The organism is Marinomonas lutimaris (assembly GCF_019426345.1).
GTDB lineage: Bacteria > Pseudomonadota > Gammaproteobacteria > Pseudomonadales > Marinomonadaceae > Marinomonas > Marinomonas lutimaris.
In genome coordinates this window covers 123,214-143,373 of sequence record NZ_JAHLLW010000007.1, presented here as the reverse complement: position 1 = coordinate 143,373, position 20,160 = coordinate 123,214, and the positions used below count along the sequence as shown (strand labels likewise).

The window sequence follows — 20,160 nt, the reverse complement described above, 5'->3', positions numbered from 1 at the left end:
GTTCAAACAAAGTTTTATCGTATAGGGGAAGGAAGTGGAAATAAAAGTGGACGATTTATCTGGCACAGAAGTCAAAAAAATACTCACAGAACACCTTGAAGATATGTTTGCTGCATCGCCGCCTGAATGCGTTTTTGCATTAGATTTCGATGGGTTAAAAAAGCCGAACATTACCTTCTGGACGGTTTGGGAAGATAAGCAATTACTCGGCTGTGGAGCGCTTAAAACGTTAGACGAAACACACGCTGAAATTAAGTCCATGCGCACCACCAGCGCTGCCCGTAACAAAGGCGTTGCTTCGACGCTGCTCCGCCATATTCTTGAAGCCGCAAAAAAGAAAGGTCTTAACAAAATAAGTCTAGAAACCGGATCGCAAGATTTCTTTGCGCCAGCAAGAAAACTTTACGCAAAACACGACTTTATTGAGTGCGGTCCTTTTGCCGACTATAAGCTAGATCCTTATAGCGTATTTATGACTCGTAGCCTGTAAAAAGGTTATTGTCGCATTACAGTCCGCTTCACTTATTTCATTATCTGTACATTACAGCCATTGAATAAGCTCGTTAGACTTTATGTATTCAGAATGGGAAACAAAGGATTCGAGCATGAAAACAATCGGCATTATTGGTGGCATGAGCTGGGAGTCTTCCGCTTTGTACTACCAAAATATCAATAAGATGACTAAACAAAAGTTAGGCGGGCTGCATTCAGCCAAGATTATTTTATCCAGTGTTGATTTTGCCGAGATTGAGCGGTTGCAACATCAAGGCGATTGGACTCAATTAGGGGAAATCCTCGCTGCAGAAGCCAAACGTTTAGAACAAGCTAAAGCTGATTTTATCCTTATCGCAACCAACACCATGCACAAGGTAGCTGATGTTGTTCAAAGTGCGGTAAAAATTCCTTTACTACATATTGCCGATGCCACTGCCAAAGAGCTTGTTAAACAAAAGCATCAAAAAGTAGGCTTTATCGGTACGCGTTATTCGATGGAAGAAGGCTTTTATATTAAGAGATTAGAAGAACAATATGGTTTGGAGGTAATCACTCCATCCAAGCAAGACAGGGACAACATACATAGAATTATTTACGACGAATTATGCCTTGGCAAAATTCTTCCTGAATCGAGACAAGTTTATATCGATATCGTCAATCGACTCCAAGAAAGCGGAGCGGAAGCTGTTATCGAAGGATGCACGGAAATTACTCTACTACTCAAGCAAGAACACGTTGATGTGCCTTTATTTGATACTACTTATATTCACGCTAAAGCCGCTGTAGATAAGGCGTTAAGCGTTTGACATGCATCTATCAATGAAGACTATATCAAACGCTAATTACTCCTTGAACTGATATATCAATATATGAATATTAAGTCGGGATTTATCAATTAGTGTCCGCTGGCAGCCTTTTTCGTAAAAAAAACAAACGGTGTCAGAACAAAAAATAAGACTGTCAGCATCATGAATAGGTCGATAGTTGACAGCATTAAGCCTTGTGACGTCACTGTTTCATTAAAGCTCATCAGACTTGCCGTGCTTGGGTTTTGAAGTTGCGGTGACACTATCGGGTTATATTGCGATATATTTTCACTTAATACCGAATGATGGGCGCTTGAGTTACGAGCCCATATCCACGCGGTTAAAGAAGATGAAAAGCTCGCTCCAAGCGTTCGAATAAAGGTAGACAAAGAGGCTCCATCCGCAATATCAGGACCATTCAAATCAGCCATCAAAATCGTCGTCATTGGCATAAAAAATAAGCCGATGCCAATACCCATAAACAACTGTATAAACGCAATCGTCGTAAAATCGACCTCTAAATTAAACAGCGTTCGCCAATAACAACTTATACCAATCACTACAAATGAACCACCTGCCAACCAGCGCATATCAAGTCGACTGCCGAATTTACCCAAAAAAGGCGACATTAATAGCGGTAAAACACCCATTGGCGCAGCCGCTAATCCTGCCCATAATGCGGTATAACCCATTTGAGTCTGAAGCCACTGCGGAAGAATGAGGTTAAGACTAAAAAAACCGCCATAACCCAATGTCAGCAAAATGGTACCGATACAAAAATTTCGATTTAAAAACAAACGAAGATTAATTGCCGGATGATCATCTGTTAACTCCCAAATAACCATAAATGTCAGCATGATGGCGGCAAATACTGCCCCACCAATAATCCAGTTATTTGCGAACCAATCTAAATCATTGCCTTTATCTAAGACGATTTGCAATGCTCCAACGCCCAACGCCATGCTTGCTAATCCGATGACATCCAGTTTCGGTTTGGTTTTCTGCTGAGGACGGTTTTTAAACTGCGCTGAGATAACTACAATCGAAAAAATACCTACCGGAATATTGATAAAGAAAATCCATGGCCAACTATAGTTGTAGGTTAACCAGCCGCCAAGTATTGGACCTACGATAGGCCCAACAACCGCGACCATGCCTATCAAAGCAAGCGCCATTCCTCGTTTCGCCCGCGGAAAAATCGACATCAAAAGCACTTGGCTCATCGGAAACAGAGGTGCAGCGGATAAACCTTGCAATGCGCGAAAAAACACCATTTCCGCCATATTTTGTGAGATACCGCACAAAAATGATGTGATAATAAAGCTGAGCAAAGCCGCAACATAAAGCTGCACTTCCCCAAAGCGACGACTTAACCAAGAGGTAATAGGTAAGCCAATCGCAAGACAAACAGTAAAGGAAGTAATAACCCAAGTACCTTGGTTAAAACTCACCCCCATGTTACCTGCAATAGTTGGTAGAGCCACGTTTGCAATGGTGGTATCCAACACTTGCATAAATACACCCAGCGAAATGGCAAAGATACACAGTGCCATATTCGCTGGACGGAACTCTTCTTGTTGACTCATAAGTCGACCTTACGATTTATCAGTAGATGTCTGTTTAAGCTGAGCATCGTTGTCTTTGATTATCTGGCTGATAACCTGCTGAATCTTTTCTGTAGGTTGGTTATAAGCATTCGTTTCAAAACGCGGCATTTTGGGACTGGTGGTCGATAACAATTGCCCCGACATATCTGTGGTGTCCACATCAACACTCATAGAAAGACCAATACGCAAAGGGTGACGTGCAATATCATCACCGTCTAGCTTGATACGAACAGGCAAGCGTTGGACAATCTTAATCCAGTTACCTGTGGCATTTTGTGCCGGTAACACAGAAAAAGCACTGCCTGTACCAATGCCTAAGCTTTCTACGGTGCCGTGAAAAATAACCTCGTCACCATACAAATCACTAACCATAGAAACTGGCTGACCAATACGCATATCATCCAATTGAGTTTCTTTAAAATTTGCGTCTACCCATACTTCGTTTAGTGGCACAACGGCCATGAGTGTTGAGCTTGGCGAAACTCGTTGGCCCAACTGCACTTGGCGACGGGCTACATAACCGGTCACAGGGGCAACAATGTCTGTTCGCTGTTTAGCTAGATAAGCTTGTTTCAAACTGGTAATCGCGGATTTAACAAGCGGATGTGTTTCCACTGTTGTACCAGAGATCATGGATGATTCTGCATTCAATTGCTCTATCGCAACAGCCAGTTCCGTGGTAGCTGAATCCACCGTATCTTTTGCATGACTTAATTCTTCTCTTGTCACGCCTCCGACATTCACCATATTTTTACGGCGTTCATAATCTCTTTGTACTTTGTTTAGCGTTATTTTCTTAGACTCAACAACCGCTTTCGCTTGGGTCTCATTGTTAAACATAACTCTTACTTGGCGGACTGTTTGAGCTAATTCTGATTTGGCATTTTCATATTGGAGATCTGCATCGGCGTTATCAAAACTGACTAACACTTGTCCCTTCTGCACAAAATCACCATCGTCAACGGTAATACGCGTAACCGTTCCTTCCGTTTCAGACGTGATAGAAACGATATTGCCTTGAACGTAGGCATCATCTGTATTTTGATTGCCAACAACATACTCTTTGTAGTACCAGCCAGCACCTAATGCACCAAGCACAACAATACTAAACAGAATCACTAAGCTCTTAGTTCGCTTGCTGTTTTTTGGTGTCACTGTGTTTTCAACATTGTCTTGCATGATTATTTTTCACCATTAGTTTTAAAAAGAGAAGAAGGGCAATCTTCTGATAGAAACGAGGCAACAATTTTACTTAAGCCATGTAATAAATTTTGCTTTTCTTCGAATGTTAAACATTCGGTTAAATTGTCAATGGCAGCTTGAGCAAGAGGAATAGCACGGGATGTCACAATATGGCCGTTGTCAGTTAATTTAATTAAAACGGAACGACGGTCATCAGGATCAGCTATTCGCTGAATTAAGTGTTTTTTCTCCAGCCGATCCAACATTCTCGTCATTGCACCGCCATCAACGTTTAATGACTTACTAATATCAGAAGAACGCTGATTATTTTGGAAATAAAGTCTAAACAGCACCTTAACTTGACCCGCTGTAATGTCCTCTTCAATCAAGAATTGATCAAGTAAACGATCTTTTATCTGATTGGTTTTACCGAGTAAAAATCCAATATTAGTAAATAAAAACTCATGAGAGTCTTGGGGGGATTGAGTCATTTTCAGCCTAGTTAGAGTGACATAAAGAAAATTGCCTATGCAATAGATGCCTAGGCAATTAAATTATCGCTATTATGCCCTCAACCCGTCAATATTAGCGCTGCACTATTTAATGGTGTTTTTGAAAATTGATTGTTTTATGCACATTCTTAATAAATTAGGGATGCAACATGAGTGGTATATAAGATCGCAAGCTAACCAACATCACACCTAAAAAAGCGCTTAACAAGTAAATTTTGCTTATGCCGAAAAGAATAGCGCCAAGACAAAAAAAAGCCAGCGCGGGCGCTGGCTCGTTTTCCTTATTAGGTAAGGGAACAACCAAATAAGGAAACCTTTTCTCCACTTTATTAAATCCCCCCGTGGGTTAGCTTGGCTGGATCTAATAAAGTAAGTAATTCTTCTCGGCTAATGTCTGTTTCTTCTTCGGCAACATCCACCACTGGACGACCTTCTTTGTAAGCCTTTTTGGCAATTTCTGCGGCTTTGCCATAACCAATAATCGGATTAAGTGCGGTCACTAAAATAGGATTACGATGCAATGCTTGGTTCAATTTATCTTCATTTACCACTAGTGTCGCAATAGCATTGTCAGCCAAAAGCTGCCCACTGTTTGCCAGCAGCTTGATACTGTTTAATAGATTCTTGGCAATCATTGGTAACATGACGTTCAATTCGAAATTACCGGATTGCCCACCTATGGTAATCGCCGCGTCATTACCTATCACCTGCGCCGCGACCATAGCCGTTGCTTCTGGAATCACTGGATTCACTTTACCTGGCATAATAGATGAACCTGGTTGCAAGGCTTGTAGGGAAATTTCACCTAACCCTGCTAATGGGCCAGAATTCATCCAACGAAGGTCATTCGCAATTTTCATATAAGTCACCGCTACCGCTTTTAACTGACCAGATAAGGCAACAGCAGTATCTTGAGAACCAATCAAGGCAAAAAAGTTATTACCCTTGCTGAAAGTGACATTTGTTAGGTTAGACAGTTCTTTGGCAAATAGTTCAGCGAATTCTGGATGGGCATTAATACCCGTTCCCACTGCGGTACCTCCTTGCGCCAATTGAGTCGTTTTGTTCTCCAGATAGGTTAAGTTATCGATATGATCTTGCAGCTGAGCCGCCCAAGCATGAAAGGTTTGATCCATGCGAACTGGCATAGCATCCATCAAATGTGTTCTGCCAGTTTTAGTGTATCCCGCCAGAGCTGTGCCTTTCTCTAGAATAGTGTCTTTTAGATGAACCAATACAGGCAAAAGATGACCAGTTAATTCCAATGTGGCGCTGACATGAATAGCACTAGGAATAACATCGTTGCTGCTTTGACCATAATTCACATGATCATTTGGATTAACGCGTGCTCCCAACTTTTTACTGGCAATGGTTGCGATCACTTCGTTAGCATTCATATTCGAGCTGGTACCCGAGCCTGTTTGAAATACATCCACAGGAAAATGCTGCATCAAATCGTCGGTGTTTAGAAGTTCGTCACAGGCATTTTGAATCGCTTTAGACATTTCAGGCGTTATGCATTCAAGGGATTCATTAGCTCGTGCAGCGGCGGCCTTGATTAAGATAAGAGAGCGAATAAAGGCTTCTGGAAGTGGCTCGTCGCTGATAGGAAAGTTGTTAATGGCTCGTTGTGTTTGGGCGCCATAGAGTGCTTTTTCTGGGACTTCTAATTCGCCCATGCTATCTTTTTCAATACGCATTTTCATTAGTAAATGATGTCCTTATTGTTCGAAGGAAGAAATAAAGTAATGGCTCAAAATTCGTAAATTATGCTCCATCTTGAAATAGTTCTTGGCATCTTGATACGTCACAATTAAATGTTTGAGGTGTGACAAGGGCAAATACACCTTATCTAAACAAGTCTGGCGCCAGTGAGGCGCAACACTGGTATCACAAACCGTATCCAGCAACACATTAAACACTCTTTGATGCAGCAAAGTTGCATCGGTAATGTTCAATCGCTCAGCGTACTCTTCTGTTAAGTTCAAATAATGATAGAGCACTTCTGGGGAATCTGCACACTGCCCACCCTGAATGGTCTGCTCGAGTACTGAAAATGGCACTAAATAATGACTCATCGCTTTGCCCTCTGAAAATCCAACAACATAAATGATAACTATTATCAATAATGTGCATGAAGGCGAGAGCTGTCAAGTAGTTGATAACGATTCTTATTAAATTTAACTATTTGCTGCGATTACTTGATTCAAATCAGTCGTTTCCTCACAACTCAAAAAATAAAAGGATAAAACGCAAAAGCCCCTGCTATGTCATCCATAACAGGGGCTTTCTTTGTAAACAACAATACTTAAAGAGCTTTGCTCTTAGTGATGATGACCACCAACACCGTGCGCATGACCATGAGCAATTTCATCATTCGTCGCTTCACGAGAGTCAACGATTTGAATGTTGAAAGTCAGGTCTTTACCAGACAATGGGTGATTCAAATCAACCGTGGCGTGCTTCAAACCTACTTTCACGACGGTTACCTGACGCATACCTTTGTCGGTTTGCACCATAGCAACCATGCCAGCTTTCCAGCGTTTCGCGCCTTGTAGATGTTTGACTGGTACTTGTTGCTGACGATCTTCATGACGCTCACCATAGGCATCAGCGCAAGCAACGGTAACTTCAAACTCGTCACCGACTTCTTTTCCTTCCATTGCTTTTTCAAGCCCTGGAATAACATTACCGTGGCCATGTAAATACGCCGCTGGATCTTTACCCGCAGAAGTTTCGATCAACTCTTCGCCATGACGCAAAGTATAGTGAAATTGAACGACTTGATTGTCTGCAATCGACATGCTGTTTCCTCATTTTTAATTCAATAATTAAGCGCTAAGGCTTAGTCTATCGGGTTCTGTAGTATTGGAGCATTATAGTGACTATGTAGAAACTTACCTAGACCCGTCTTACCTAAAAAATAGAAAGCTCTAAGAAATCTTCTTTAATAATGATGTCTTTCACCAAGGACGCGGCGGTTTTTTCAAATGGAGAATGGTTTAGTACGTAGACTGGATGTTCATCAAAATACTGCACCAGCGCCTTTTCAAAATCATCATGTAAAGATCCTAAAGTAGATCGCAGCATTTTGTCGTTAAAGCTTGAACCTTCTACCTCAATTTGGGTGATTTTTGGCGCGACCAAATACAAGCGATCTTCTTCGATTCTCACACCAGATTCAAAAGAAGGGTTCACATTTGTAGTCAGTGAAAAAGTCTGACCAAATGCAGTTAAAGTACCGGTCATTTTACTCATAAGATCAACAAGTACCAGACCACCATCGCGCTCGGTAAAATCGATCTGTGCAGATGTTACCAAAAGGTCCAGATTGAGGGTATTACTGTCTAAAGTCAGCTGAATATGATTTTCCTGTGGCTGAGCTAATTGCTTAGCAACTTCTTTATTTACATCATCTTCGCTGACACGGAAGCTATTACAACCGACCAAAAGCACTGAAGTTGATATCAGCATAAGAGTTGCAATAGTACGAGTAAATCGCATCATTCTTCCTGTACTCCGTTAGCATTCATGTCGCGTTTTTCATACCAGAATCTCATAAAATCTTCGGTGACTTTTTGCTCTATTTCAACCGCTTCATCGGTTGGGCAGAACAATGAAATAGTAAAAACGTTATAGCCTTCAACCGTTGTTGTAATTCGAACTCGCGGCTCGGGGCCTGAAATCTTGATGTCCAAACGTTTCTCAATGAGGCTGTTATAACGAATAGCCACATCGTGAAAATGCTCGCTGTATTGGCGAATTTTATCGAGAATCTGTTCTTTTATCGTAAACAAGTTCACATCATCCGCATGACGAGAAATAGAAAACGTATGCGTCACATAACGGCGCATGTAGTTTAAATTTTGTACGGTATTCAGCAGCAATACGCTATTCGGAACCACTGTTGTACGGCCTGTATAAGTATAACTACCGCCTTTCAAATCCACTTCAAATAAGGTTGTCGATAGCCAGTCACTGTCGGTCACTTCGCCTTCATAATTAGCGATACGTATCCAGTCACCAACTTGATACGGCCGTGTACTAGCGCGATAAAACGCACCAACGATACAGGCGATAAATTCTTTCGTTGCGATAACCAATGCCACCATGAAGGCGGCGATTGAGATAGCAATATTTTGCAATTCAGATGACCAAATTAGAACCAGACCAACCACCAAAAACAGGTTAAATATATTGTCGACGGTATTAATTCTTTGACGTTTCTTATCGTGTTCAATCTTTTGATGGAGTCGAATAGCGCGCTTAGTGTAACGTCGAACAATGTAAGACAATAAAATCCAAGCGACTGTTAAAACAATCTCAACGTGATCCATCAGAATGGAAAAGTCTAATTGGGAAAAATCAACAGGCATAAAAAGTGTTTCCTTTATTGAGCAGGCTACTTTAACAATCATTGTTAGGATCAACAAATAAAAGCGCTAGACAAACAACGAAAAATAACTGTATATTTATACAGTATTATTTTTCACGAGGTGGATTATGCCTGTAATTATCAAATATGTTGTAGAACGCGATGGAATCGAAAAAATGACGTTTACTTCAAAAGCGGAAGCCGATGCGTACGACAAATTGTTGGATACTGCTGAAGCGCTATATGAGATTTTGGATCAAAGCGAACTAGCTGGAGATCACAGTCAAAAAGAAGCGCTTTCCATGTATCTTGCACAGAACAAAGACTCTATTTTAGACGTCTTTAGTAACAAAAAGAAAAGCCCTCAGAAAACTAAAAAAGCAAACAAGGCTGCCAGCGCACAGCTTGATCTAGCAGAAACTGCGCCTAAAAAAACGCTTGAAGACCTAGTGATAGAACCAGATGAAGATGTGGTATATAACGAAGATGAAAGCAACGTAGTGTTTGATGACGAACTAGTCGATTTTCGTGAAAGTGATGCCGCGTAATGCAGCATCACTTTCATTACTCCGAAGCTAATAATGGCTCAAATAATTAGTAACCTTTGTTAGCGCGGATTTTATACTGCGTTTTACAGTAACCACGAGAAATATCAGGATTGCGCAGCGCCAAATGTTTACTTGCACGCCCAGATACTCTAGCCCGCCAATTTTTAAAGGCTTTAGATTTTAGATTGCTGCGCATTAACAAAATAACATCAGGCTCTGAAAGACCATAAAGAGTTTGAATGGCTTCAAATGGCGTGCGATCTTCCCAAGCCATTTCGATAATTCGTGACTTGTCTGGAGTCAAAATATAGTCTGGAGTCAAAATATGCCCTTAAGTAATAACCATTATATGCATTATACGAAAGGCCTCAATCAACAGATCACCTATTTTCAATAAGACACTTATTTAAACATATGAGTCTGTCTAACCAACCAATCGAAAAACACAGCCGCAGCACCATGTAATTCAGCACCAGATCGTCGCACTAAATAAAACGATTCACTGGCTTCAATGCCTTGTCCAAACGGCGCGACTAGTTTTCCCTCATTCAACATGTCTTCAACCATAGAAGAACGCGCCAAGGCCACACCTTGCCCAAGTTCTGCCATGCGCAATGTAGAAACAAGCGTATCGAATTGCATGCCCACTGATGAATCAACAATGTCCACACCCATTATATTCAGCCAATAGCCCCACCCCTCTTCGTAACCGATAACATGCAGAAGCGAATGATTCGCTAAATCCGCTGGCTCCAACAAAGGTGATCGCGCCATCAATTCAGGTGAACAAACAGGCACCAAGCGATCCCAAGTCAGTCGCTGCGAGATCAATCCTGTCCATTCGCCATGTCCCCAGCGAATTTCCATATCATCTTCATCGTCTAATGCTTGTACCCAAATATTGCTCACGTAGCGAATATCGTATTGAGGATAAGTCACACTAAAATCAGCCAATTTTGGCGCTAACCAGTGAGAAAAGAACGACAAGCTCCCGCAAATTTTGATGGTTTGTTTATCATGTTGGGTAAAGATCTCGTTCGTGCCGACAGCTAAACGAGAAATAGCGTCCTTTACCACGGGAAAGTAAGAACGCCCTTCTTCCGTTAAACTCAAACCACGTGGCAAACGTTTAAATAACGACACCCCCAAATGGCTTTCTAACAAACGAATCTGCTGACTCACTGCTCCTTGGGTCAAGCACAACTCTTCAGCAGCATGAGTGAAATTAAGACATCGAGCCGATACTTCAAAGGTATGCAGCCAATTTAATGGAGGAAGGGATTTCTTATTCATGATGAATATCCAAAAAAGGAGAGAATCTTGACCAACAATTGTGGCCAAGATTTGTCATCAATACTAGAGGACTTGCCCAAGGAAACGCTGTAGACGTGGGTTATCAGAACTAAAGAAGCGCTCAGGGCTTTCTTCGAACACTAACTCGCCCTCTTCCATGAACACTACGCGATCTGCCACTTCACGAGCGAAGCCCATTTCATGAGTTACCACGACCATAGTCATGCCATCGCTGGCGAGGCTTTTCATAACGTCTAACACTTCCCCAACCATTTCTGGATCAAGCGCACTGGTTGGTTCATCAAACAGCATAATCTTAGGGTGCATGGCCAATGCTCTTGCTATTGCCACACGCTGCTGCTGACCGCCAGACAAATGAGATGGATAGTTATTCATGCGCTCAGCTAGGCCTACTTTTTTAAGCAACTCACGGCCTTCTTGTTCCGCGACAGTACGAGGCTTTTTCTTCACTTTAATCGGTGATAAAGCTACGTTACCAAGCGCGGTTTTGTGCGGAAAAAGATTAAAGGACTGGAACACCATGCCCACTTCTTCACGTACTTTATTTATATTGGTTTTCCTGTCTGTCAGGCTCACTTCGTCAATATGAATCGTGCCATCAGAAATGGTTTCCAACTGATTCAAGGTACGTAAAAACGTCGACTTACCTGAGCCGCTTGGCCCAATAATCACCACCACTTCACCACGATTAATATCGAGAGAAACGTTTTTTAAAGCATGACAGCCATTCGGGTAAATCTTTTCAATATTACGAGCTTGAATGATGCTCTTATCGGTCATATTAGTCACTGGCAGATAACCTCTTTTCAAGACGCTGAATGGCCCAAGACAAAGCGCCGGTTAACACTAAATACATAAGAGCCACGGCGAACCACACTTCAAATGGCGCAAAAGTAGAACTCACCACTTCTCGGCCAGCCTTAGTTAAATCGGTAATTGAAATAACCGACACCAAAGACGAATCTTTAATCAAATTAATAAACTGTCCCGCCATTGGCGGTAGAGTACGCTTAAACGCTTGAGGCAAAATCACATTAACCATGGCTTGAACGTAATTCATGCCTAAGCTGCGTGCGGCTTCCATTTGCCCTGGGCTAATTGACTGAATACCAGAACGCACTATTTCTGCGATGTAGGCGCCAGTAAACACAGACAAGGCCGCCACACCGGCAGTAAAACGATCTAGATCTAACACGGTGCCAATAAAAAAGTAGAAGATAAAAATCTGAACTAGTAAGGGCGTACCACGAATAAGTTCGATATAAGTAACGGACAAATAACGTAGTGCCGGATTAGTCGATATTCGAGCCAAGCCAGCGAATAAACCGATAACCACAGCAAAAACCAAAGACACCACAGACAACTGCAATGTCATCACCAGCCCCCACGTAAGCGGGCCAATATTCCAGTTTTCTACCTCAACAAGAGGATCACCCTCAAACACCAAATCACCATTACTCACCAACAAGTTATCAAACTTCTTGATTACCAACGGATCATCACCGTAGTCGGAAGTCACTACCAGCTTATTGCCTTTTTCGATAGTGGCTGTTCCATCAAAAGGTGATCGCACCGTCGTTGCTTCAGTGTTGATTATGTACTGCGGAATTCGTTCCCAGCGCCAAGTGTAGTCAATGCTTTTGCTGCCAGCATAAATGCCAAAGCCTAGTCCTATGATGATTAGAACGAAGACTGCTTTCCACAAAAGTAGATGAGATTGTTTTTCCATCGATGAGAAGTCCCGTCGTGTTTTTTTAACTCAAAGAGCCGTGTTTTATTCAAAGAAGAGCCAACAAAAAGTGGCGCTAATCTGCGCCACTTTTGTCTGATATCTATATTACTGAACGTTGCTGATCCAAGAGCTGCTAGCAAACCATTTTTGATAGATCTTGTCGTAAGTACCATCGCCTTTAATTTGCGCAAGGTAGTTATTCAAGAAATTCATAAAGTCTGGGTCACCTTTACGAATCGCAAAACCGAGTGGCTCATAGGTGAAAGACTCGTCTAAATGCACTACTTTGCCTTCATTCTGAGCTGAATAAATCGCGTTATATGGCAAATCATAAACGAAAGCATCGGCATTACCGTTCACCACTTCAAGCACGCCTTCTGATTCTGTTTCAAACAGATTCAATTTGGCTTTGCTCATGTATCTTTTTACAGCGTAATCGGATGTCGCACCCAATTTAGTAGCTATGGTGTATTTAGCATCGTTCAAATCACGGTAATTAGTCACTTTGCCTTTAAGCTTAGGGCTTAATAAAATTGTTTGACCAACAACAATGTAGGGATCGGTGAAGTTCACTTTCAAATTACGCTCAGGCGTAATCGTCATACCAGAAATAATGATATCGCACTTATCTGTCAACAACGCAGGAATGATGCCATCCCAAGCTGTGTTACGAATATCCAGTTTAACGCCCATCGCTTTTGCCATGGTTTTCGCAATATCCACGTCAAAACCAACGATGTCGCCTTTTTTATCGCGCATATCAAAAGGCATGTAGCCTGCTTCCGCACAAACACGAAGCTCACCACGCTTAAGCACTTGGTTTAACGTTGATTTTTCCCACAGATCATTGTCTGAAGCTGATGCCAGCGTTGCACTACATAGAGCCAATGCAGTAATAAATATTTTTTTCATTCTTATATGTCCCCAATTTTTTGTAAAAACAAACCCTAATCTGTTTTAAATGCATTACTCGAACGCCATTTTCTAGCGGCGCATAATACAGGAGTTGCGACGAACAGTCCCTATTGAAACGTTAATGAACTCCAACGTATTTTTCATTTTGCTCAAAATTAAACCCAGTCAGTTGCTGAGCAAGCAAGCGTCCTGACTCGTTCAAACGCCTGCTGCAAATCAGCGATTAAATCTTCAGTGTCTTCAATCCCCACAGATATCCGCACTAAACCTTCTGAAATGCCCAGAGCCAAACGCTCTTCTAAGGTATTTTCCACATGACTTGTTGTTCTGGCTGGCCCATAAATAGTTTCTACTGCGCCCAAGTTCCCCGCGCAATGGGCGTATTGTAATTGTGGTAATAAAACTTTAACCGTATCCATACCACCCACTAAAACAAAACTGACAATTGCTCCAAAGCCTAGCATCTGCTCACAGGCAATCTCGTGATTCGGGTGGTTTGGCAGTCCTGGGTAATTCACCGCCTCCACCAAGGGTTCAGTCAATAAATATTCAGCAATCGCCTGCGCACTACTTTGTTGTTGGCGAATACGTAGTGCCAAGGTTTTCATACCACGAATAATCAAATACGCCGAAAATGGATCCAACGACGCGCCATTAATTTCTCGATAATGACGGACTTTGGCCATCAAATCTTCAGAGCCACATACCAAACCGCCCATAGCATCGGCGTGACCGCTCAAGAACTTAGTCGCACTGTGCACAACAATGTCGACACCTAGCGCCAAAGGGCTTTGGTTCAAAGGCGTCGCAAAAGTGTTATCCGCCATCACCAAGGCGCCAACTTTTTTAGCGGCAGCGACAAGACGTTTCACATCGACAATTTTCAACGTCGGGTTAGTTGGTGTTTCCAAATATAAAACATCGCAACCTTTGGCGATTTCTTCTTCAATTTGCTCATGACTGTGCGTTTCACAAAGCGTCACGCTCACGCCCATGCGTGGTAAAAATTCTTCAAAGACTTTATTGGTGCCGCCATAACTGTCTTTCGTCGATACCACTCGGCAGCCATTCGACAAAAAGGTATATAGCACACTGCTGATCGCCGCCATGCCCGTGCTGAATGCAACCGCTGACTCGGCATTTTCTAGGCCACAGATCTTTGCCTCTAAGATTTCCACCGTAGGATTGCTCATACGGCTATAAATAAAACCGGGAGCGGCCCCCAAAGCAACGTCGTACCATTCGTCGATATCTTGGTAGCCATACGCAGCACTGGCGACGATCGGCGTTTGTGTGGCACGGTAAGGATGCGTTATTTGCTCACCACTCCATACCGAACGAGTTCCACTTCCAGCTTGATCAAGGGCAGGCTTCGCCATTTTATTGCTCATTACACATCTCTCACATTCTATGGCTAAACAGCCAGTATAAATTCCATTAGCTTTCACTATAGCCAAACGATGAAAACGCGAGAAATCATCTTATCAAGCACTAAGGGTCGGTTTTTTTAATGGATAAAACTTCGGCTGAATGACTTATACTATTCACTCCTCTGCGCTCATTTCCTGACTTCTAGGACCTTTAATGAAACCTGCTGCTTCGCCTAATAATACTGTCGATAAAAATATGTTTGGCGTCTTTCGTTATAGCCGTCGCGCAATTGATTTAGTTTGGAAAACCTCGCCTGCGTTAACCATCGGTTTGGCATTGGCAACCCTAATTGCTGGTGTCACGCCAGCCGCCATGGCGTATGTGGGACAGCTAATCGTAGATGCCGTCGTGGCAGCGATGGAAAGCTATAAACAAGATCAAGTTCTGCATTATCAAACTGCACTCAACTATGTGGTGTTAGAGGGAATCTTAGTGTTGGTGATTGCCGCCGCGCAACGCGCCTTAACTGCGCAACAGGCAATTTTGCAAGGTTTATTAGGTCAAAAGGTCAACCTACTGATATTAGAAAAAGCCCAAAGCTTAACCCTGTCCCATTTCGAAGATTCTGAATTTTACGACAAATTAGTTCGAGCTCGTCGTGAGGCCTCCAGCCGCCCGCTTGCTCTGGTGAATAAAACCTTTGCACTACTGCAAAATGCCATCACGTTATCCAGCTTTGCGGTCTTGTTATGGCACTTTTCTCCATGGGCGTTGGCGTTATTGGTATGCGGTGCTTTGCCTTCCTTTATCGCTGAGGCCAAGTTTTCTGGCGATGCCTTTTTGATGTTTCGTTGGCGCTCGCCAGAAGTCCGCCAACAAAACTATTTAGAAACCTTGCTCGCTCGAGAAGACAACATAAAAGAAGTTCGCCTATATCAATTGGGTGATCGTTTTTTACAGCGTTACACAGAAATATTCATCAAACTATTCAAAGAAAGTAAGCGACTGATTTTGCGTCGCGAAAGCTGGGGCTTCGCCCTTGGCGTTATCAGCACCTTGGTGTTTTATGGCGCCTATGGTTGGATCGTCAGCGATACCATTATTGGCGCGATTACTTTGGGGCAAATGACAATGTATTTGCTGTTATTCAAACAAGGTCAAAGTTCGGTTTCCGCTTCTCTTACCGCCATTAGTGGCATGTACGAAGACAATTTGTATTTATCCAACCTCTACGAGTATCTAGAACAAGAAACGCCGCTTTCAACATCCGGTTTGTTAGTAGGGCCAACTCCAAACGATGGCATTCGTTTTGAAAATGTCTCTTTCCAATATCCAGGCAGCGAACGTCCCGCGCTTGCCAACATCAACTTACACATTCGCCCCGGCCACAGTCTCGCGATTGTTGGTGAAAACGGTTCTGGCAAAACCACGCTCATCAAACTGCTGACTCGTCTTTATAACCCAACCCAAGGGCGCATTTTGCTAGACGGCTTAGATTTGCTGGAATGGGAAGAAAGCGCACTACTAAAACGTGTTGGCGTGATTTTCCAAGACTTCGTGCGCTATCAATTTATTGTTGGTGAAAACATCGGCGCGGGCGACAACGACAGATTTAATGATCAAACTGGCTGGAAAAAAGCCGCTGAGCTTGGCAAGGCCACCGACTTTATTGATGAACTTGAAAACGGCTACCAAACACAACTAGGGCGCTGGTTCCGCGGCGGACAAGAATTGTCTGGTGGGCAATGGCAAAAAATCGCCTTGGCACGAGCTTTCATGCGTGAAGACGCGGATATTTTGGTATTAGACGAACCGACCGCAGCGATGGATGCTCAGGCCGAAGCCAATATATTCCAGCATTTCCAAGAACACACCAAGGACAAAATGGCGATACTGATTTCCCATCGTTTCTCCACAGTGCGTCTTGCTCACGAGATTATTGTCATGGAACATGGGCAAATTAAAGAGCGCGGCACCCACGATTCACTATTGGCTCAACAAGGCCAATACGCGCACTTATTTACCTTGCAAGCGCAGGGTTATAAATAGTGCTTAACGCTTTGCTAAACTCATTGCCAACACACTCAAAATAACAATGCCGCCCCCCAGCAGCACCAAAGCAGAAGGCAACTCACCCAACATAAACGCCGCCATCAGCATGGCGGTCGGCGGAATCAAATACAGTACAATAGATACTTTGCTGACTTCTGAATGCGACAACACATAAGCCCAAGCCACATACGCTAAGGCGCTCGGAAAGACACCCAACATCAACACGGCAAAATTTACCTGAAAGTTAGAAGCTAACATAGAGGCCAACAAACTAGGAGAAAATACCAACAAAACTACTGTGCCTGTCCACACCGTATAACACACCATGGTTAAGGTACTGTAACGCTGCGAATAGCGTTTTTGCAGAATAAAATACACACTCCAAGAGCAAGCAGCCAGAAGAATCAGTAAACCATTAAAGCTGATATTGCCGATGCCTTTATCACCGATCACTACGATCAGCGCGCCTATCATGCCGCAGAATACACAGCACCAACGCCATAAATTAATTCGCTCCTTTAACACACAGCGCGAAATAATTACGGTAAAAATCGGCGTCGATTGCGCTAACACACTCGCCGCCCCCGCACTCACACCTCGTTGTCCAAAATTTAACGCAATGTGATGCAAGGCCACGGCAAAAAAACCAAGCACAAACAACAAGGGAATATCCTTAAATTTAGGCACTTGCACACCCTGATAAATCGCTACTATTCCCATAAAAATCGAGGCGATGATAAAGCGTAATAGCGCTAACTGACCGGGCGAATATGATGCAAGACCGAGATGAATACCAATCGGTGAATAGGCCCAACACAGCACCACAAACATCGCCGCAATGGCCACCTTTCCTTTCACTTTTTTCATACATCCCCCTATTGTGCGTTCACTTGCCATCAAAGAAGGAGTTAGTATTAAGAGAAAGGCTCGATACAACAATTAACGAATACTGAGGTCAGTATTCACTTGGAATGAATGATGGAACTCGCTCAAATTCGAATGTTCAAAACAGTCGCCAATCTTGGCAGTGTTGCGCAAGCGTCTGTTGCATTACACTGCGTTCCCTCAAATGTAACCGCGAGAATTAAGGCACTTGAAGCTGAGTTAAAGGTATCGCTGTTTTACCGACAAGGGCGCGGCCTACGCATTACGCCTGCTGGAGAAGTGTTTCTCACTTATGCCGAGAAGATTTTAGTGCTAACAGAAGAAGCCAAACGAGCCGTTGATCCAACATCTGAACCCTCTGGCCTACTGCGCATTGGCGCCATTGAATCCTCAGCAACCAGTCGTTTACCGCCGATGTTGACAAAGTTTCACGCGCAGCACCCAAACGTTGAGCTGCAATTTAAAACGGGGACTTGGTCACAACTTGTAGACGATATACAGCATCACAGACTGGATGGCGCCATTGTCGCCGTTGATATTAACCGACCTTTTTTAGACAGCACTACTTTCTTTAATGAAGATCTGGTGCTCATTTCCTCCGCCTCTGCTGACCCCATCAAGTCCGTGAGGAATATAGAAGAAAAAGCCATCTTCATGTGGCCGGAACCTTGTCCATATCGAGCCGCATTAGCAACTTGGCTCAATCAAAACAAGGTAAAAGCGCCCATCACCAGTATCGCCAGCTACGGCACCATTATTGGCTGCGTCAGTGCTGGAAGCGGCATATCACTCGTTCCAAAAGGCATTTACGAACAATATCAATCGGGCATGGGATTAGTCGGATATGAGTTCGCAGAATTAGAAACGATTGAAAACCGTTTTATTTGGCGCAATGATGGTGGTCAATTTCCCGCTTTAGACGCTTTCACTCAGATGATTAAACAAAATAATCATGGTGAATAACCATTCACAGCATGCACAGGAAAAACCGTTTTGAACCGACGTAATTTTATAAAATCCAGCCTTTTAGTAGCCATGACAAGTACACTGCCTAGAGTCGTTCTTGCTGCTACGCCGTCTGCTGGTTTCGACTATGAATTGATCGTCGCGCCAGCCGATGTAAACATTGTTTCTGGCGGCAGCACGCCAGCGCTTTGCTTTAATGGCGGTTACCCTGCACCTGTGATTCGCGCCAAACAACATCAGCCAGTTCGTATTCGTGTGATCAACAAGTTAAACGAGCCGACGACCATTCATTGGCATGGTATGAGAATCCCGATTGCAATGGATGGCGTGCCGTTTTTAAGCCAACCTCCAATCATGCCCGGCGAAACCTTCGACTATGAGTTTACGCCACCCGATGCGGGTTCTTTCTGGTATCACCCGCATATGAACAGCGTCGAACAGCTTGGTAAAGGATTGGTTGGCGCATTGATTGTGGATGAAGCCGAGAAGCCAGACTTTGATGAAGATCTGGTGCTTTGTATGAAGAACTGGCACATCAAAGACGATGGCTCTTTTACCGCGTTGACGACGCCACAAAATGCTTTTCGTATGGGCACACCGGGACGAGTGATGACCGTTAATAGTCAAATACATCCAACTTATGACGTGCCTGCCGGCGGCGCGATTCGAGTGCGCTTCTTGAACGTCGATAACACAGTGATGTATCAAATAAACTCAACCGATCCCGCAGCGCAAATCATCGCCATAGACGGTAACCCAATCGCCGAACCCGTAGCCTTAACCCAACATATGACAGCGCCTGGCATGCGCCTTGACCTTGGTGTAATCGCGCCTAGCAAAGTTGGAGAAACCGTCACCTTTAAACACAAGGGTAAACCCATGGTGACCATCAAAGCCGTGGCGAGCCAACTTAAAGACCGCAGCTTACCTAAGCTGCCACTCAACCCAATTCCCGCACCAGATTTAGATAACGCAGAAACCATTAAATTTGCTTTCGAGTGGAACGCGAACATAACGCCGATTGAGAAAGATGGCGAAGTCAGCTACAACTTCTGGACAATGAATCGTCGTTCGTGGGAAGGCATGTCAAAAGGCCACATTCCTGATCCTCTTGCCACATTAGAGCGCGGCAAAACCTACATTTTCGAGCTGTCGAATTTAACCCAATATCACCATCCGATTCACATACATGGTCATACTTTCACGGTTTTAAAATCGAATAAAAAAGACATCACACCATTTCATACGGATACGGTTTTACTTGGTCAAAACGAAACCGTGTTTGCTGCGCTAGTTGCCGATAACCCTGGGCGCTGGATGTATCACTGCCATATTATCGAACACTTAAAAACAGGCTTTATGAGTTTTGTTGAAGTGACATAAAGCATAAAATTCTCACT

General features: G+C 43.3%; 21 protein-coding genes. 6 read left to right on the top strand and 15 right to left on the bottom strand.

Annotation, left to right across the window (positions count from 1 at the left end):
- Positions 1-34 precede the first annotated feature (34 nt).
- On the top strand, positions 35-490 hold the full coding sequence (locus KPL72_RS10470; RefSeq protein ID WP_219702693.1) for a GNAT family N-acetyltransferase: 456 nt from the start codon (positions 35-37) through the stop codon (positions 488-490).
- 115 nt (positions 491-605) lie between these two features.
- The gene (locus KPL72_RS10465) at positions 606-1,301 is read left to right on the top strand and encodes an aspartate/glutamate racemase family protein (protein ID WP_219702692.1); all 696 of its coding nucleotides are present in this window, start codon (positions 606-608) and stop codon (positions 1,299-1,301) included.
- Between the two features lie 89 nt (positions 1,302-1,390).
- Here the strand turns inward: KPL72_RS10465 and KPL72_RS10460 are convergent, their stop codons facing one another.
- The 8 genes from KPL72_RS10460 to KPL72_RS10425 form a co-directional block, all read right to left on the bottom strand.
- On the bottom strand, positions 1,391-2,887 hold the full coding sequence (locus KPL72_RS10460) for a DHA2 family efflux MFS transporter permease subunit (RefSeq protein ID WP_219702691.1): 1,497 nt from the start codon (positions 2,885-2,887) through the stop codon (positions 1,391-1,393).
- A gap of 9 nt (positions 2,888-2,896) precedes the next feature.
- Complete coding sequence (locus KPL72_RS10455; protein ID WP_219702690.1) at positions 2,897-4,087, bottom strand: HlyD/EmrA/EmrK family protein; 1,191 nt, start codon at positions 4,085-4,087, stop codon at positions 2,897-2,899.
- Between the two features lie 2 nt (positions 4,088-4,089).
- The gene (locus tag KPL72_RS10450; protein WP_212916372.1) at positions 4,090-4,581 is read right to left on the bottom strand and encodes a MarR family winged helix-turn-helix transcriptional regulator; all 492 of its coding nucleotides are present in this window, start codon (positions 4,579-4,581) and stop codon (positions 4,090-4,092) included.
- Between the two features lie 350 nt (positions 4,582-4,931).
- Entirely contained in the window at positions 4,932-6,308 is a 1,377-nt protein-coding gene (locus KPL72_RS10445; RefSeq protein ID WP_219702689.1) for a class II fumarate hydratase, read from the bottom strand.
- A 15-nt stretch (positions 6,309-6,323) separates the two neighbouring features.
- On the bottom strand, positions 6,324-6,680 hold the full coding sequence (locus KPL72_RS10440; protein ID WP_212916374.1) for a hypothetical protein: 357 nt from the start codon (positions 6,678-6,680) through the stop codon (positions 6,324-6,326).
- 246 nt (positions 6,681-6,926) lie between these two features.
- Positions 6,927-7,406 carry an FKBP-type peptidyl-prolyl cis-trans isomerase gene (locus tag KPL72_RS10435; protein ID WP_212916375.1) on the bottom strand — a complete coding sequence of 160 codons (480 nt, stop codon included), beginning with the start codon at positions 7,404-7,406 and terminating at the stop codon, positions 6,927-6,929.
- 112 nt (positions 7,407-7,518) lie between these two features.
- Positions 7,519-8,109 (bottom strand): DUF1439 domain-containing protein, encoded by a 591-nt coding sequence (locus KPL72_RS10430; RefSeq protein ID WP_249411618.1) that lies wholly within the window; start codon positions 8,107-8,109, stop codon positions 7,519-7,521.
- A complete protein-coding gene (locus tag KPL72_RS10425; protein ID WP_219702688.1) occupies positions 8,106-8,978 on the bottom strand; it encodes a mechanosensitive ion channel family protein in 873 nt (290 codons plus the stop codon). The genes KPL72_RS10430 and KPL72_RS10425 overlap by 4 nt, the downstream gene beginning before the upstream one ends.
- A 127-nt stretch (positions 8,979-9,105) precedes the next feature.
- On the opposite strand from KPL72_RS10425, the gene KPL72_RS21440 reads away from it, so the two are divergent.
- Entirely contained in the window at positions 9,106-9,525 is a 420-nt protein-coding gene (locus tag KPL72_RS21440) for a YebG family protein (protein WP_212916377.1), read from the top strand.
- Between the two features lie 46 nt (positions 9,526-9,571).
- Here the strand turns inward: KPL72_RS21440 and KPL72_RS10415 are convergent, their stop codons facing one another.
- From KPL72_RS10415 to KPL72_RS10390, 6 genes are all read right to left on the bottom strand, one after another.
- A complete protein-coding gene (locus KPL72_RS10415; RefSeq protein WP_283247998.1) occupies positions 9,572-9,847 on the bottom strand; it encodes a TIGR03643 family protein in 276 nt (91 codons plus the stop codon).
- An 80-nt stretch (positions 9,848-9,927) separates the two neighbouring features.
- Positions 9,928-10,818, bottom strand: coding sequence for a LysR substrate-binding domain-containing protein (locus tag KPL72_RS10410; RefSeq protein WP_219702687.1), 891 nt, complete (start codon positions 10,816-10,818; stop codon positions 9,928-9,930).
- Between the two features lie 63 nt (positions 10,819-10,881).
- Positions 10,882-11,619 carry an amino acid ABC transporter ATP-binding protein gene (locus KPL72_RS10405; RefSeq protein WP_249411619.1) on the bottom strand — a complete coding sequence of 246 codons (738 nt, stop codon included), beginning with the start codon at positions 11,617-11,619 and terminating at the stop codon, positions 10,882-10,884.
- Between the two features lies 1 nt (position 11,620).
- Positions 11,621-12,568 carry an amino acid ABC transporter permease gene (locus KPL72_RS10400; RefSeq protein WP_212916379.1) on the bottom strand — a complete coding sequence of 316 codons (948 nt, stop codon included), beginning with the start codon at positions 12,566-12,568 and terminating at the stop codon, positions 11,621-11,623.
- Positions 12,569-12,676: 108 nt separating this feature from the next.
- Positions 12,677-13,483, bottom strand: coding sequence for a transporter substrate-binding domain-containing protein (locus KPL72_RS10395; RefSeq protein WP_212916380.1), 807 nt, complete (start codon positions 13,481-13,483; stop codon positions 12,677-12,679).
- A gap of 158 nt (positions 13,484-13,641) precedes the next feature.
- Positions 13,642-14,877, bottom strand: coding sequence for a cystathionine gamma-synthase family protein (locus KPL72_RS10390; protein WP_219702686.1), 1,236 nt, complete (start codon positions 14,875-14,877; stop codon positions 13,642-13,644).
- A gap of 193 nt (positions 14,878-15,070) precedes the next feature.
- On the opposite strand from KPL72_RS10390, the gene KPL72_RS10385 reads away from it, so the two are divergent.
- A complete protein-coding gene (locus KPL72_RS10385) occupies positions 15,071-16,906 on the top strand; it encodes an ABC transporter ATP-binding protein (protein ID WP_219702685.1) in 1,836 nt (611 codons plus the stop codon).
- A 3-nt stretch (positions 16,907-16,909) separates the two neighbouring features.
- Here the strand turns inward: KPL72_RS10385 and KPL72_RS10380 are convergent, their stop codons facing one another.
- The gene (locus tag KPL72_RS10380; RefSeq protein ID WP_219702684.1) at positions 16,910-17,776 is read right to left on the bottom strand and encodes a DMT family transporter; all 867 of its coding nucleotides are present in this window, start codon (positions 17,774-17,776) and stop codon (positions 16,910-16,912) included.
- A gap of 111 nt (positions 17,777-17,887) precedes the next feature.
- Between KPL72_RS10380 and KPL72_RS10375 the strand changes: the two genes are divergently transcribed.
- Entirely contained in the window at positions 17,888-18,757 is an 870-nt protein-coding gene (locus tag KPL72_RS10375) for a LysR family transcriptional regulator (RefSeq protein ID WP_219702683.1), read from the top strand.
- 30 nt (positions 18,758-18,787) lie between these two features.
- Positions 18,788-20,143, top strand: a complete 1,356-nt coding sequence (locus KPL72_RS10370) for a multicopper oxidase family protein (protein ID WP_249422191.1) — start codon at positions 18,788-18,790, stop codon at positions 20,141-20,143.
- Positions 20,144-20,160 lie beyond the last annotated feature (17 nt).

What these genes read in the sequence shown, in the direction of transcription:
- KPL72_RS10460 (WP_219702691.1), bottom strand. Translation starts at nt 2,887, where the DNA reads ATGAGTCAACAAGAAGAGTTCCGTCCAGCGAATATGGCACTGTGTATC.
- KPL72_RS10390 (WP_219702686.1), bottom strand. Translation starts at nt 14,877, where the DNA reads ATGAGCAATAAAATGGCGAAGCCTGCCCTTGATCAAGCTGGAAGTGGA.
- KPL72_RS10455 (WP_219702690.1), bottom strand. Translation starts at nt 4,087, where the DNA reads ATGCAAGACAATGTTGAAAACACAGTGACACCAAAAAACAGCAAGCGA.
- KPL72_RS10465 (WP_219702692.1), top strand. Translation starts at nt 606, where the DNA reads ATGAAAACAATCGGCATTATTGGTGGCATGAGCTGGGAGTCTTCCGCT.
- KPL72_RS10385 (WP_219702685.1), top strand. Translation starts at nt 15,071, where the DNA reads ATGAAACCTGCTGCTTCGCCTAATAATACTGTCGATAAAAATATGTTT.
- KPL72_RS10375 (WP_219702683.1), top strand. Translation starts at nt 17,888, where the DNA reads ATGGAACTCGCTCAAATTCGAATGTTCAAAACAGTCGCCAATCTTGGC.
- KPL72_RS10440 (WP_212916374.1), bottom strand. Translation starts at nt 6,680, where the DNA reads ATGAGTCATTATTTAGTGCCATTTTCAGTACTCGAGCAGACCATTCAG.
- KPL72_RS10410 (WP_219702687.1), bottom strand. Translation starts at nt 10,818, where the DNA reads ATGAATAAGAAATCCCTTCCTCCATTAAATTGGCTGCATACCTTTGAA.
- KPL72_RS10435 (WP_212916375.1), bottom strand. Translation starts at nt 7,406, where the DNA reads ATGTCGATTGCAGACAATCAAGTCGTTCAATTTCACTATACTTTGCGT.
- KPL72_RS10425 (WP_219702688.1), bottom strand. Translation starts at nt 8,978, where the DNA reads ATGCCTGTTGATTTTTCCCAATTAGACTTTTCCATTCTGATGGATCAC.
- KPL72_RS10395 (WP_212916380.1), bottom strand. Translation starts at nt 13,483, where the DNA reads ATGAAAAAAATATTTATTACTGCATTGGCTCTATGTAGTGCAACGCTG.
- KPL72_RS21440 (WP_212916377.1), top strand. Translation starts at nt 9,106, where the DNA reads ATGCCTGTAATTATCAAATATGTTGTAGAACGCGATGGAATCGAAAAA.
- KPL72_RS10405 (WP_249411619.1), bottom strand. Translation starts at nt 11,619, where the DNA reads ATGACCGATAAGAGCATCATTCAAGCTCGTAATATTGAAAAGATTTAC.
- KPL72_RS10400 (WP_212916379.1), bottom strand. Translation starts at nt 12,568, where the DNA reads ATGGAAAAACAATCTCATCTACTTTTGTGGAAAGCAGTCTTCGTTCTA.
- KPL72_RS10380 (WP_219702684.1), bottom strand. Translation starts at nt 17,776, where the DNA reads ATGAAAAAAGTGAAAGGAAAGGTGGCCATTGCGGCGATGTTTGTGGTG.
- KPL72_RS10445 (WP_219702689.1), bottom strand. Translation starts at nt 6,308, where the DNA reads ATGAAAATGCGTATTGAAAAAGATAGCATGGGCGAATTAGAAGTCCCA.
- KPL72_RS10430 (WP_249411618.1), bottom strand. Translation starts at nt 8,109, where the DNA reads ATGATGCGATTTACTCGTACTATTGCAACTCTTATGCTGATATCAACT.
- KPL72_RS10450 (WP_212916372.1), bottom strand. Translation starts at nt 4,581, where the DNA reads ATGACTCAATCCCCCCAAGACTCTCATGAGTTTTTATTTACTAATATT.